Below are 13,938 nucleotides of genomic sequence, written 5' to 3' on the forward strand. Positions count from 1 at the left end.
CCGCTCTTCGGAGGCGGGGGTGCGGTTCCCCGTGCTGCTGTCGGCGGAGTCCTCGGAGGGGGAGGCTTCCCGGTCGGTGCCGGGACGGTCCGTAGGTGAAGCGGCGGGAGCGGGATCCTCCGTCCCGGCCGCCTCCTCGGCTGGGGAGTCCTGGGAGGAGGGCCTGTCGGGGTGGGAGGACTGCCCGCCCTCGGCCGGGCGGGGAGCGTCGTCGGCCGATCCGGTTGCGGACGGAGCAGGGGCCTCGGAGTCCGGTGTGGTGGACCTGGGGTCGGTGGAGGCCGGGAGTTCGGGGGTGCCGCCGCTGGGAGAGAGGGCGCCTCTGTCCGGCTGGCTGCCGAAGTCGTCGGCATTGGCCAGGGCCTCGTCGAGTTCGTCGAGGTGGGAGGACTGCCCGCCCTCGGCCGGGCGGGGAGCGTCGTCGGCCGATCCGGTTGCGGACGGAGCAGGGGCCTCGGAGTCCGGTGTGGTGGACCTGGGGTCGGTGGAGGCCGGGAGTTCGGGGGTGCCGCCGCTGGGAGAGAGGGCGCCTCTGTCCGGCTGGCTGCCGAAGTCGTCGGCATTGGCCAGGGCCTCGTCGAGTTCGTCGAGGTGGGAGGAGGGAAGGGACAGGGAGTCGACGGAGTCGCCCAGATCAGTGGTGACGTCGTCGGGGGAGCGTCCGTGGAGGAGGTTGTGGAGGTGGGAGGCCGGGGCGAGGCGGCGCAGAACGGAGTTGGGCACGACGTCGCCGAGATTGCTGAGGGTGCGTAGGACACGGGCGCCGCGCCAGGCCAGCAGCGGCACACCCACCGATGCGCCGACGCCGGTCGCGGACAGCGCCACACCGGCGACTATGCTGCCGATGTTGATCACTCCGGTGGTGATCACGTAGCCGGGGCGGGTGTCCCACTCCCGCCAGGGCACCAGGGAGTGACCGACTTCTGTCCAGGCCCCGGAGAAGTTCTCCCACCACTGGGCGGCGGAGTCCACGCCCCAGCCGTTCTCGGTGTAGAAACCGGTCAGGTAGGCGACGCCTGCCAGGTTGTCGGACACGTAGTCGGCGATGTTGTTCTTCCACTCGTCCCAGGAGCTCACGCCCCAGCCGCGTTCCTCGTGGTAGAGGCCGAGCAGGCTCGCGAAGTCGGTGACGGTGCCCGCACCGATGTCCCACAGGGCCGACCCGACGTCGACCCACCACGGCGCGTCGTACTCCTGGGGGGTGGCCCAGGGGGTGGCCACGTCCTCGGGCGCCTCGGACAGGCCGTAGACGACCTCGCCGTCGCCTGCGACGGTGGAGCCGTCCAGGTTGGCGGCGATGAAGCGGGTGCCGCCCTCGACCAGGGCGGTGATGGCGTTGGCGCAGTTGCGTTCGGCCTCCTGGTACTCGGTCAGCACCGCGGCCAGGTCGTTGTTGAGCTGGTTGTGCTGGTCGACCTTGTCCTCGTCCTTGGTCCACTCCTCCCCGGTCTCCCTGATGTCGGCGGCCAGGGTCTCGGCGTCGGCCTTGAGGCTCTTCCACCTGGCCAGCAGGGGGCGGATCTCTTCGGCGAAGTCGATGAGCGCCTGGCCGACCGTGGTGATCTTGTCCTCCATCTCGTCGCCGTCGTCGGCGACCGGGTCGACCGCGGCCAGCAGTTCCTCGGACTCGGGGGTGATGTAGTTGCCCTCCAGACCGGCCCAGGCCCTTTTGATGTCGTGACCGGCCTGGGCGATGTCGGCGGCGTCGTCCTTGAGCGCCTTTCCCGCAGCCTCGATCGCATCGGGATCCGCATCGGGAATCACGATATTGTCGGGATTGATCCCCCGTCGCCACTCACCCGAAAGCCTCCACCCGTCCAAGGACCCACCGAGCGGCATCACTTTAGGAAAGAACGGTAAACATCAAGACGCTGCGGAAAGGTCCGAAAAGAGCATCTGGTCAGGTCATACGGGATGTGTGGGGAAGTATCCACAGAAATGGCCGGAACCGGCCACGCGGGCGCAACAGTGTTCCCGAAGAAAAGGGTGGGAGGCGGGGTGGTGCTGAGCAGCGCGAAGTCCTCGGAGGGGCCAGGACGACCAGGACCGGCTCCTCGGAGGGAGACAAGGAACAGGCCGCATCGCGGCGAAAAGCCTCCGGCAGCCGGACAGACAGGCCGCATCTGTCCCCTCGGCGAGCGGAACTCCGTGAACACCGCTCTGGTCTCCGTCGCTTCTTCGCTGCGGCGCTGCGACTGGCCCGAGAATGTGACTCGAGCATCGCGTGGGACTGACCGGTGAATGATCTCGGTCATTTCCACTGCCCGGGTCGCTGTCGGTGAAGAAGGGACTTGCTTCACCCTGTATGGAACCCAAGCGGTACGACCGAGGCAGCAATCGCAGCGGGCTGCGGTCGAGACATCGGGATGGGGCCAGGACGAGACGTGCGCAGCGGTTGTAGGCCGAAGACCGGAGATCTCTTCATGGGCGGCATAGCAGTGCAGAAGGCTGCCTGGTCCTTGAGCTTCCTGTCACCGGGCCCGGCAGCGCTGCCGCTCATGGGGAAACAGTGACCTGTGACCGCGCTACGGGTGCCGGTGTTGCTGTCCGAGAAGACGAGAAACGCTGTCCCCGGCCGCCTGCACAGGACTGTGACAGCGACACCGTGTTGCTGCCCCTCGCAGGGTGATGAGGACCCGAGGGTAAAGTCGCCGGCCATGACCGGTGCCAGAGCTGGTTTCGGCGACTTTCTCAGCGGACCTCCGCGGTCGTGTGTCAGGCCCCGGCACGTTGCTGGGAACCGGGCTTCACGAGGCGACGAGTACCTGTGCTGCTGCCCGGTTGCTCCGGTGAATGCCGAAGGAGAGTAGCGGAGGACCGCTTTCTCTGCGTCGAAGCCTTACGGGCGTCCGCGGCCCCATGCCCGCTGCCGGGTGGGGACGCTGCCGCAAGAGCTGTCTGCGCGGATCCGGGCACAAGAAATGTGAATCAGAAGCGATATGATTCGCTTTTTCTTGGTCGGGGTGTGACTCGGTCCCTTGTTCGGACTGTCGGACAAGAGGAATCGAGCAGCTCTTTGTTCCTCTTGTGCTGTTTTGGGGACAAAGAACTTGATGTGCACTAGATTCGGGTCCCGAAGAGACAGGGACCCGGAGGTCAGAAGCCGGATGAGCGGTGGAAAAGACTGCGTAGTGATCGGCTTGTCAGGGGTGCAGCGGTTCATCTCCGAAGCCAGGACCACCGCTGACCTGGCCAACGCCAGCGACATCGTCGCGAGGCTGGCCCGAGTCGCTATGGATGAGTTCACCGCGGACGAACTGGTGATCCCCTCGCAACTGGGGGAGAGCCCGCCGAACCGGATCGTGGCTCTGACGCCGGCGGGAACCGGGGCCCAGCGTGCCCGTGCTGCTGCGCGGGCAGTACACGACCGCTGGGAGGAGTGGGTCCGGCAGCTCTTCGGGAGGCCGGTGGAGGTCCCCGGGTTTCCTGAGGTCTTCTGGAGCGTGGCCGGTCCCGAGGCTGGAGATTATCTGCAACAGTGGGAAGAGGCGCACGTGGCGCTGGCCGCGCGTAAGCGTCTGCGCGGCTTCGACGCACCCGAGTACTCGGGGGGACGTCCGTGCTCGTTGGCTCCCCGCTGGATCGCCGAGGCCGAGCCCCCCAAGGGGATCCCCGCGCACCAGCGCGGCGCGCAACTGTCCGCCGCCGGATGGGTGAAGCGGCTCTGGCACACCGATACGCGGCTGTTCCGTTCCGCTCTGGGAACGGACGAATTCTTCTCGGGGCCGACCGGCTTCCCCTCCACCTCCTCCGTCGCCTCGGTGCCCTATCGGAAGGCGGTTCTGGAACGGCTCGCAGACCCCCAGGTGAACGACGCCGTGCGGCGACTGCGCTCGGCCGCACGCGCCGTGATGGGAAGCGAACGCTTCCGGGCTCTGGAGGCGCCGATAGCGGCACTGCGCTGGGAAACCGGCGACAGGCTGGCGATGTGGACGGCCCGGGGAGCGGGATGGTGGGTGTACCCGGAGGTGTGGCAGGTACGGTCCCTGCGCCGCGAGTACGCCGTCGCGGGGCACATGTTCGACGAGAAACAGGTGGACGGAGGGCGCAAAGCCGCGACAGACCTGCTCAAGGCCCTGGGTGAGGAAGGCCCCACCCCCTATTACGCGGTGCTCGCGTCAGACCTGGACAACATGGGGACCTTCCTCAGCGCCGAGGGGATGAGCGTCGAACGGCACCGCCAGATCTCACGGCGCCTGGTCGACATCGCCCGCGTCCAGCGCGCGATCATCGAGGAGCTGTCCGGGGTGGCCGTCTATGCGGGAGGCGACGACCTGCTCGCCTTCCTGCCCGCTCGCACGGCACTGGAGGCAGCCGAACGCTGCCGTGCCGCGATCCCCGCGGAAGGCGTGCCCACGGCGAGCACGGCCGTGCTGTTCGCCCATGCCTACTCCTCTCTGCGCCACACGGTCGAAAGAGCACGCTCACTGCTGGAGACGGCCAAGAGCGTGCGCAACAAGAACGCTCTGGCAACCGGTTTCGTCACCAGATCGGGGACGTCCTTCCACACCGTGATTCCGTGGAGCGTCGGCGGTGCGGAAGGACCGGGCTCCCTGCTGCGGATGTTCGTTCCCGGCAGAGGAGGGGAGGGCGCGACCAGACTGTCCCCCCGGCTCGTCGCCGACCTGGAACGAGAACAGCGGGCACTGACCGAGCTCGCGCGGCGGTCGAGCACTGTCAAGGCGTATCGGGCCGAGGTGACCCGCCTGGTACTGCGCCACGGAGGCAGCCAGGCCGACGCCGACGCGCTGATCGCCTGGGGAGACAACCACTACGTGGACCGCGACGCCGTCTCCGCCCTTCTGGACGCGGCACGGGTCGCGGTGTTCCTGCGTGGAGAGATCCGGTGAACCACCAGCAGAACAACCAGGAGCCACAGGCCCCGCAGGTGATGTGGCTGGCGTTCGTTCCGCGTGACGCCCTGCACTTCCGTGACGGCCGCAGCTTCGAGGCGGGCGAGTCCGCGCGCGTTCTGTACCCGCGCCCCAGCACCGTCGCGGGAGCGGTGGGGGCAGCGCTCGGCCACGAGGCCGGGACGGTGCGCGGTCCCCTTCCTGCATCACGGTTGAGAGGCCGAGAAGACTGGAAGATGTACTTCCCGCTGCCCGCCGACGTCGTTCCCACGAAGGACGGCAAGTGGACACGGCTGCGCCCGATCCGGTCCGCCGCCACCACGGACCTGCACGACCCGGGAATGGTGCTGCTGTCGGCGCCGAAGGCGGAGGCTCCGGCCGCCGACCGGTGGTGGAGCGCCCAGAAACTGCAGACCTATCTGTCCGACAGCGTGGACCTGGCACGAAGGGCGGAGGTCGACCACAGTCCGTTCGTCCTCGAACACCGCACCGGTATCGCTCGCGACAACCGCACGGTCCTCGACGCACACCTGTACAGCAACGAATTCCTGAGGTTGTCCGAGAGTGCCCACACGGAGTGGGCGATCCTCGCCCAGTGCGTCCTGACCACCGGCCTGCGTCCAGCGCCTGCCAGGGCCGTGCGCTGGGGCGGCGAGGGCCGCATGGCTGACGTGGAGGTGGTGTCCTGTCCGATGGAATGGCCGAGACCTCCCGACACCTTCCCCGGCGGCCGGGTCCTGGTCTACCTGGCCACACCGGGAATCTGGCGCACCCGCGCCCCCGGAGGACAGTGGCGTACCGGATGGCGGCCGCCCCTGCCCGCCAACGCGGTGCTGCGCGCGGCGGCCGTCCCCGGGGCGGAGGCCATCGCCTCGGCATCGCCGCGACCCGACGGAACGGTGCGCGACGTGTGGCAGCGCTGGGCGGTGCCCGCCGGGTCGGTCTACCTGATCGAGTTCGGTGGGGACGACCCCGAGACGGCCGCCGCGGAATGGGCTCACCGAGTGCACGGCACAGCACTGGAAGCCCAGACTGCCGCCCCCGGGTCTGCCAGTCACCGACTGGCCACCGCCGGGTTCGGACTGATTCTGACAGGAAGATGGAATGACTGAACTCCTGGCGTTCTTCTACGCCGAATCCCCCCTGCACGCCGGGGCCTCCGACAGTCTCGGCACGATCGACCTGCCGATCCAGCGCGAAGCACACACCGGCTATCCGGTGGTGTGGGGGCAGAGCCTCAAGGGCGCGCTGCGCCAGGCCGCCAGAGAACACCCGGAGTGGACACCCCAGGACGTCACGGCCGTGTTCGGCTCCGAGGTGTCCCAGCGCACGACCACCACGCCGGGCCTGCTCGCGGTGGGAGACGCCCAACTGGTGGCGTTGCCGGTTCCCACCCTGCGCCGCACCTTCGCCTGGGTCACCTCCGCGATCGCGTTGGGCCGCCTGGCCCGCAAGTACCGCATCGCGGGGCGCACCCCGGTGCCGACAGTGCCCAGCGAGCCCAACGGAGCGGTCGCGGCCGGCGGGGCCTGGAACGACGAACAGGCGCTGGGACCTCTCGTGGTCAGCGTCAAGACCCAGCACAGCGACCAGGCCACGGCACTGCGTTCGTGGTCCGAGGCCATAGCTGGAGACGCGTTCGGTGAGGATCCCGCGTTCGTGCCGTTCCGCGACAAGTTCACCGAGGACCTGCTGCTGGTCCCCAGCGATGTCATGGCGACGCTGGTCAAAGAGTGCACCGAGGTCACCGCCCGGGTGCAGTTGGATGCTGACAAGACCGTCGCCAACGGCCCCTTCTACAGCGAGTACCTGCCCACCGAGACGATCCTGGCCTCCTCCCTCACCCTGCGCCCGCCCCACACCGGAGGGGAACCGAGCGCAGCGGAATCGGAAGCGGAACGGCAGTTGCACCTGGTACGCGCCCTCCTGCACGGAGACGGAGCGGCACTGCTGCGCGTGGGAGGCGACGAGACCCTCGGCAAGGGCCTGGTGTGGAGTCGGCTGGCTGCCTGCGGAGAGGAGCACTGATGCGCCGCCTGGACCAGGACATGGCCGCCACCGCCGCAGCACTGCTGCCCAACGTTTCCCCCGAGCACGCCAAGGAGCTGCGCACCCGCTTCCGGCAACTACCGGTACAGTTGCACACCTCCGGCCTGGCCGCCACCTACGCGTTTCTCGCCGCCCGCTCCAAGGCCGACGACACCGACCGCCTCAAACGCGCCTACGCCGAAGTCGCCCAGCGTATCCGCAGCTACCTGGCCGACCAGGGGCTGCTCTCCCCCGAGCTGGGGACGGCACCCGCCCCCGAGGTGCACCGGAAGGTGCTGGCCGAACTCGGCCGCATGGACACCGACAGCTACGCGCGCGCCAGCGCCGAGACGGCACTGCTGTTCTCCTGGCTGCGCCGCCTCGCCGACGCCGTCTACGCCGAGGACCGGACGTGACCGAACAGCCCTCTCCCCGCCCTTCCCCCGCACACCTGGCCCGGATCAGACGCCCCTCGCCGCAGCAGACGCAACGCTCCGCCCAGCCCTCCCCAGCCGCGGAGCGGCGTCAGACACCGTCCTCCACGAGGAAGCCGTCAGCCCGCAGGAGCGAAACAGAACTGCGCGCCGCCGGACCGCTGGGACGACTGGTACGGGTACGCCGCCAGACCGACCCCGCACGACCGCCGCGCCTGGAAGGGGCGGGCAAAGACGCGAACGCACTCATCCTGCTGCGCCGCACCGCTTTCCCCGACTTCTCCGCAGACGAGGTGGAGCTGTCGGACGAGGCGGTCACCGCTCTCACGACCTGGGCGGCCGAAAGCGGCCTGGGGCAGCGCCCGGAAGACGTGAAGGCGGTCACGGCCAGGAGGAAGCTCGCTCTGGACCGGCTGCGCGCCCAAGGGCTGACCGTACGCCGGGTGACACTGCGCCCGGAGTGGCGGCTCGCGATCGGACTCGGGAACAAGGACAACGCCCACGAGATCGGTATCACCCTGCACGGCAGTTACGGGTGGCCGGTCATCCCCGGCTCCACGCTTAAAGGCGTGACCGCCCAGTGGGTGTGGGACCACATCCGCCCCACCACGCCCGAGGAGATCGCCCGGTACGTGCGTGTCTTCGGCGCCCCACTGCCCGAGGAACGCGCAGCAGGAGTGGCGGAGCAGCCCGAGACGGCCCGAGGACGGGTGCGTTTCCTCGACGCGTTCGCCTCGGGGGTTCCCGTGACCGTCACCGTCGACGTGCTCACCCCCCACGTCAAGCCCTACTACGACCGGACCGCCGACGAGCAGACCGCGGCGCAGGCTCCCCCACCCGCCGAACACCACCAGCCGGTTCCGGTGCGCTTCCTCACCGTCTCGGCCGGACGGTTCGACGCCGCGCTCGTCGGCGACACCCCCGACGAAACCGAACAGGCCGCCCGGTGGCTGGTCGAAGCGGTCAACGAGCTGGGAGTGGGAGCCAAGACCAGCGCGGGATACGGATACCTGGCTGGAGAGGAAAAAGCATGACCGTTCACGTCATCTCCGTCGGGCTGAGCCTCGTCGAGCTCTTCGAAGCCGGCCGCGAGGCCAAGAAACCTCTTCCGACGATCACGGAGATCCGCGACCTGTGGGAGACCCAGCGGCTCGGCCTGGACGAATGGGGCCAGCGGTTGGAGGAGGCGTTCGGGCTGGAAGCGTCCGACGACTCCGAAGCGCTCGCCTGCTTCCAGAAACTGGCTGAGGAGGTCGGAGCCGACAGGTGGGCGGGCTGCGAAGGGCTGTCCGCGGAGCTGGACACGCTGCACAAGACAGCAGGCACCCCCTGCCGACCAGCGATGCCGCGTTCCTGATCAGCAGCGACACCGAGGACGGGCAGGCCGCTGCGGTGTGGACCGCGATCGCCCTGGCGGAGGGGGACGCCAGCCGGGTCTGCTACCTGCCGGACGTCGTCGAGGAGACGCCTCTGGTCCGAGCTGAACCCAACCGGGTGTACGTGGTGCGCATCCCCGGTCTGGACGCAACCTCCGACACGGCGTTCCGCACCCCCATGGAACGGATGGGCCGACTGGGCCGCCTGCTCGTGGGCGGCGACCGCACCGAGCGGTTCACCCGACCGGGCGAGCCGATCAAGTTCCACCTCTCCGGTGGCTACCGCGCCACCACCCCCTACCTGATCGCGTTGGCCGAGTGGCTGCGCAGCCTGGAACACACCTCCGGGGAGGTCACCGCCTGGGTGCTGCCCGAGAAAGCGACGAGGTCCTTCCGGGTCCCGTTGCGACGCCTGCGCCCCGAATGGGTGCGCAGCGAACTTGCCGGGTTCGACCGGGGCGGATGGCGCGCCCGACCGCCCAGTGACGACCTGCTGAAGGGCTACGCCTACGAACAGGACGGTATGGGGGTGCATCTGACCGCGTTCGGCATGGGCATGAGAGCCCTGTTCGGCGTCGACGACGAACCTGTCCCACAGTGACCCTCCCAGCCGACTGTTCCATGGTGTCCCCAGTGAAGTCCCAGTTCACCGACCGGGTGTGCGCGGGGATCGGAGAAGCCCTGCACCGGGCCCGACAGGGCGGTACAGCAGGCGACGACACGGCTGCCGTCCAGGCGGCGGTGGAGCTGCTCGACGCCTACCAGACCATCACCGAGCTGATGAGGACAGCCTCGGAAGAGCAGAGACCGCCCGAAGACACCGCAGAGGGCCGTATCGCACGGATCACCGCGGTGCTGGCCGGAGACCGCCGACTGCTCATGGCAGCGCTGTACTCGCCGCTGGCAGTGGTGGCCGCCGTCAACAAGCACCACGAGGGCGCTTTGGACCGGCGCCAGCAGTGGGGTGCCTGGTGTTGGACCGTCGAGGCGGCATGGCGGTGCGTGGCCCGCCGCGACGGTCTCGAACCTACAGGGTTCACCTCGGCCGAACTGGACATCCTGGCTCCGGTGGCAGCCCGGCAGCGTTTCCTCGCCTTCGCCGAGGCCTACCGTACCTGCGACGCCACCCCGGCGGACTGCCCGGCCGACGCCGCCAGCCGGGTCTTCGGTCCCCGCACCTCCCACCTGTTCGTGGCACGCAGTATCGAGGCCCGCTGGATCTGGAAAGACGTTCTCGACCACGCCGAATCCCACCCCGCCCTGGGACAGGCCACCGCCGGAGAACTGGAACAGGAAGTCAACCTGCTGCTGTTCGACCGTGGCCGCCCCGGCGCCGTGCTCGGCATGTCCACGACACGCCTCGACCTCCTCAGCCAGGGAAAACGTTCGCGCATGCTGAGCAACGGCGACCGAGGGACCGTCCGCGAGGTCGTCGAACGCCACCTGCTGCCGAGATTCCAGATCGTGGACACGTTGCGGCTGGCGCTGACCACGGCCCAACACCCCGGTTGCAGCCGGATAACGGCATCCGCCGTCGTCCTGGCCGGAGCAGCAGCTCTCGTCCTGGTCACCGCGGGGTTGTGCCGGAAGGAGATCTGCGGCCTCTCCGTGTTCACCCTCGCCGCGTCGGCAGCGGGGGCCTGTTACCTGATCGGTGCCGTGGGAAGCGTCGTGCACGGCCGGGAATGGGCGTTGCCGTGGCTGCTGCGCATGCCCGCAGCCTCCGCGATCGGCCTTTTCATGCTCACCGCCATGCACCCCTCCTGGTGGAGGGCGGCCTTTCCCGAACACTGGCTGGAAACAGTCGCACCCGGCAGCGCACCCCCCGGTGCTGCGCCCAGCCCGGTGTGGGCGGCCTTCCTGCTCGCTTCAGCCGCCTACGTCTACCTGCTGGTGACCGCCCGCAACCACGGACTGGAGCGGAAGTCGGCGCTCTGGAGGGCCGCACTGGTGTGGCTGGTCGGCGGCTGCCACGCGCTGTTGATCTCCCTGCTGGGCCTTGTGTGGATCGTGCCGGTGTTCAGCGAGGAAGGCGCGCTCCTCTACCAGGGATGGACCACCTACAGCGGCCCGGCCGTCATCACCCTCGCCCAGGCCACCGCCTGGTGCCTCACCGCAGGCGTGTTCTCCCAGATCCTGTGGGACGACCAGCCCATCACCGCCCCGCTGGCCCACATCCGATGGCACAAGGACAGGTGACTTCGATGACATGGACCAAACTGCACCTGACCGTCACCACCCCTGTTTTCAACAGCGACGGCGACCAGAAGCACGCGGAGATCCGGGTGCCCTCCATCCGCGGGGCGATGCGGTTCTGGCTGCGCGCCATGGCCGGAAGGATGGCCGGAAACGACATGCGCGCGCTCTCCGCGATCGAACACCGAGTCCTGGGCTCGACCGAGCACTCCTCCCCCGTGAAGCTCCGCATCCCCCGGCAGCCCGCAAACAGCGACAAGGAACTCCCCGATTTTCTCGGAACCCCTGAACGCAACAGATGGATCGGCTACCTGCTCGGCCCCGGTCTGACCTCATGGTCCTCCGAAAAGAGAGCGGTGATGCTGAACCGCGCACACATTCCGCCCGGGCAGGACTTCGAACTGTGGCTTCGCTTCACCGGCGATGACGACACCAGCCTCGTGGCTCTGGCCGCACTCTGGTTCGCTCTCACCTACGGCGGCATCGGGGCGCGCACCCGCCGCGGCTTCGGCGGCGTACGCATCACCGGAATCACTGGCCTGCCGGAGAGATGGTCGCCCGAATCTTTCCGAACCCCCGGAATAGATTTCTACGGGAAGGTGACCTCCCTGGCGCCTGAATCAGGCATGATAAATTCTCTTCGCTCCCTGGGGAACATCGCGCGGAGTGTGGGCTGCAACGGTTTGTACCAGTGGCCTTCCCCGCCAACGTATCCGGTGCTTTCACAGAGTCATACAATGGCCGGGGCCAGTCGAGGAGAGGCCTCCGCCTCCTGGGAGGACGTACTGTGCTGGGCCGGACGGGAGCTGAGGTACTTCCGCGCGACAGTGGACACCCCGGGAGTTCCCTACCATCCAAAAATCAAGACTCACGAATGGTTGGAAGTGGTCAACGGCCCCGAAGAAGAGTTCCCGATCGGCGCTCTGGGACTGCCCATTGTCTTCAAGAAACAGATTGAGGTTCACGCCGATCGGGGCAGTGGCGACACCGCGGAGAAACTGCGCCGCGCCTCCCCGCTGTGGCTTCGGCCAGTGGGACAGGGCAGCCACTGGAAACTGTTCTCGTTCGGCTTCCTCACCGAATTCCTTCCGGGGCCGGACCGGCCGAATGTCCACCTGTGGAAAGACCGCAGGCAAGGAAAGAAACTGGTGGTCTCCACAGAAGACGCTCATGAGGCGATCCGGGAGTGGATCACCGGCATGGCTGGGGCGAGAAACGGCGAGAGGGTCTTTTCTAAGGAAGGAGAGGAGGACTGACGGAGTTTGTTACCGACCTCCGTGGGGTGAGGAGGACAACCCTCCTGGTTGTTTGGCGTCGGCGGCGTGGACGGTGGCTTCCAGGTCTTTGGTCATGACCTGGTTGGCGGCCCTGATCTCTTGCGGGGTCAGTTCCTCGGGGTGTTTCATGGCGCGGAGCCGTCCGTCGGCTGCCAGCAGTGCCAGGGCGAAGGCTCCGGCGCGCTGCATGGGGTGGGCGGTCAGCCGTATCGACAGCACGTCGTGGGCGGTGGTGGTGTTCATCCGGCGATCCATCCGAATCCCGCGGAGTTGGCCTGGCCCAGCCCCCAGCTCCAGATGCCCTGCAGGGTCTGGGCGGCCCCGCGCAGCTCGACCTCGACGCAGGCGCCCGGTTTGAGTCCGCCCCCGACCGCGAAGGACCGCTTGGCCCCCACCCAGGTGACCGCCTCCAGCTCCACGTCCGGGTCGAGCCCCAGCGTCTGGGCCTTGCGCCGCAGGTTGTGGGCGAAGTACTCGGCGAACTCGGGTTCTCCCGGCAGCACCCAGGCCTCGCGCCGGGTGCGCACCCCGTCGTCGTCGCGGCCCGAGCCCTTCATCACCACCGGGGTGAGGGTGCGCCACCGCACCCGCCCGCTGGTGAACGCCGGAGGCTCCGACACGGTCACCGACTCCAAGCGCAGCGCGGTGCCGCCCCAGTCCAGGACGCTGCGGCCCGCCAGCCCTTTGGCCAGCCCCTCGACCACCTCGGGCAGCGGGCTGCCCAGCTCCAGCCACCCGGGACCACCAGCAGCGTAGGTGCCGCGGGTGCGTCGGGCCGAGGGAAACACCGGGGCGCTGTGGCCGAAGGGGACCATTCCGTGCGGCGGCATTCCCGTCGCGTGCAGGCGCGCGCCGACCTCGGGGGCGCCGTGGGCCAGGAGTTCGTAGACCAGGCTGCGTCCCGGTTTGAGGACCTGCGCCCACGGCAGTGACGGAGCCGTTGTGCGTATCCCCAGTCGCAACCGCAATTCCCCACCCCGCTTTCTGGGAGATTCGCCCGTTGCAGCCGCTTGCGCCCAACATAGAACCGGCCTGTGACGTTTCGCAGGGAAAGCGGACAACTCGTCCGCGGTTTTTCGTCGGCCGGGTGTGGTCGTACGGTGGAGGGGAGTGTGGAGCTTCCTTGGGAAGGAGCCTCGTGTTGGGTGGGCCGGGGCCGGGTTTTCAGCGACACGCCGGGGTGTGGTGCACGACCGGAGGTTCGCTGAAAAAAGCCGCTGGAACCGGTTCCCGCCACCGGGCGTGGCCAGGGGTTTTACTCTCGGGTCCTCATCGCCCCTACAAGGGGCAGCAACGGTCGGGGAGGCCGGTGACCTGCCCGTATTGTTCTTGTCCTCATCGCCCCTACAAGGGGCAGCAACAGGCGGGAGAGGGTCCACAGGAGCGGGGGCAGTCCCGTCCTCATCGCCCCTACAAGGGGCAGCAACCTGGTGGGCATGCGCACCCTGGTGTACTCCGTCCAGTCCTCATCGCCCCTACAAGGGGCAGCAACACCAGGGTGGCGACGTTGCGGGCGACGAGTTCGTGTCCTCATCGCCCCTACAAGGGGCAGCAACCGGAGCAGTGAGACGATGTCCGGGCGCGCGTCGGGGCGTCCTCATCGCCCCTGTAAGAGGCAGCAACTCGTGGGCGGCGCCGATGACGGCGGCGATCTCATGTCCTCATCACCTCTATGGGGCAGCAACACGTAGGCGATGCGAACGGTCTGGGGGCATCGCTGTCCCTCGACGACCTACGAGAGGCAGCAACTGTGATCCGGGTTGCCGCCCCGCGC

Annotated in this window: 11 protein-coding genes, 1 pseudogene and 1 CRISPR repeat array; of the genes and pseudogenes, 9 read left to right on the top strand and 3 right to left on the bottom strand. The window is 68.4% G+C overall.

The features are described 5' to 3' along the window. Nucleotides 1-1,764: pseudogene (locus AC529_RS08415) on the bottom strand (hypothetical protein); the annotation flags it as partial. Nucleotides 1,765-3,131: 1,367 nt separating this feature from the next. Here AC529_RS08415 and AC529_RS08420 point away from each other — a divergent pair. The 9 genes from AC529_RS08420 to cmr1 are packed head-to-tail and all read left to right on the top strand — an operon-like array spanning nt 3,132 to nt 12,143. Next, nucleotides 3,132-4,850: a Cas10/Cmr2 second palm domain-containing protein gene (locus AC529_RS08420; RefSeq protein WP_198156350.1), complete on the top strand. Its 1,719-nt coding sequence runs from the start codon at nt 3,132-3,134 to the stop codon at nt 4,848-4,850. After that, entirely contained in the window at nt 4,847-5,965 is a 1,119-nt protein-coding gene (locus tag AC529_RS08425) for a type III-B CRISPR module-associated Cmr3 family protein (RefSeq protein ID WP_068755326.1), read from the top strand. The genes AC529_RS08420 and AC529_RS08425 overlap by 4 nt, the downstream gene beginning before the upstream one ends. Further along, a complete protein-coding gene (gene cmr4, locus AC529_RS08430) occupies nt 5,958-6,881 on the top strand; it encodes a type III-B CRISPR module RAMP protein Cmr4 (protein WP_068755328.1) in 924 nt (307 codons plus the stop codon). The genes AC529_RS08425 and cmr4 overlap by 8 nt, the downstream gene beginning before the upstream one ends. Next, on the top strand, nt 6,881-7,297 hold the full coding sequence (gene cmr5, locus AC529_RS08435; RefSeq protein WP_068755330.1) for a type III-B CRISPR module-associated protein Cmr5: 417 nt from the start codon (nt 6,881-6,883) through the stop codon (nt 7,295-7,297). The genes cmr4 and cmr5 overlap by 1 nt, the downstream gene beginning before the upstream one ends. Then, a complete protein-coding gene (gene cmr6, locus AC529_RS08440) occupies nt 7,294-8,349 on the top strand; it encodes a type III-B CRISPR module RAMP protein Cmr6 (protein ID WP_198156351.1) in 1,056 nt (351 codons plus the stop codon). The genes cmr5 and cmr6 overlap by 4 nt, the downstream gene beginning before the upstream one ends. Beyond that, nucleotides 8,346-8,672, top strand: a complete 327-nt coding sequence (locus tag AC529_RS08445; RefSeq protein ID WP_068755334.1) for a hypothetical protein — start codon at nt 8,346-8,348, stop codon at nt 8,670-8,672. Before cmr6 ends, AC529_RS08445 begins: the two co-directional genes overlap by 4 nt. 35 nt (nt 8,673-8,707) lie before the next feature. Continuing rightward, a complete protein-coding gene (locus AC529_RS08450) occupies nt 8,708-9,292 on the top strand; it encodes a hypothetical protein (protein ID WP_068755336.1) in 585 nt (194 codons plus the stop codon). A 32-nt stretch (nt 9,293-9,324) separates the two neighbouring features. Further along, the gene (locus AC529_RS08455; protein ID WP_232306642.1) at nt 9,325-10,890 is read left to right on the top strand and encodes a hypothetical protein; all 1,566 of its coding nucleotides are present in this window, start codon (nt 9,325-9,327) and stop codon (nt 10,888-10,890) included. 5 nt (nt 10,891-10,895) lie between these two features. Further along, nucleotides 10,896-12,143: a type III-B CRISPR module RAMP protein Cmr1 gene (gene cmr1, locus AC529_RS08460; RefSeq protein ID WP_068755940.1), complete on the top strand. Its 1,248-nt coding sequence runs from the start codon at nt 10,896-10,898 to the stop codon at nt 12,141-12,143. A gap of 9 nt (nt 12,144-12,152) precedes the next feature. Here cmr1 and AC529_RS08465 read toward each other — a convergent pair whose 3' ends face one another. Further along, a complete protein-coding gene (locus tag AC529_RS08465; protein ID WP_068755340.1) occupies nt 12,153-12,407 on the bottom strand; it encodes a hypothetical protein in 255 nt (84 codons plus the stop codon). Continuing rightward, entirely contained in the window at nt 12,404-13,126 is a 723-nt protein-coding gene (cas6, locus tag AC529_RS08470; protein WP_232306643.1) for a CRISPR-associated endoribonuclease Cas6, read from the bottom strand. The genes AC529_RS08465 and cas6 overlap by 4 nt, the downstream gene beginning before the upstream one ends. A 303-nt stretch (nt 13,127-13,429) precedes the next feature. Then, nucleotides 13,430-13,787: direct repeats of the CRISPR family, unit length 30 nt; unit sequence GTCCTCATCGCCCCTACAAGGGGCAGCAAC. The last annotated feature ends 151 nt before the right edge of the window (nt 13,788-13,938 follow it).

The sequence above is a fragment of the Thermobifida cellulosilytica TB100 genome (assembly GCF_001517975.1).
GTDB lineage: Bacteria > Actinomycetota > Actinomycetes > Streptosporangiales > Streptosporangiaceae > Thermobifida > Thermobifida cellulosilytica.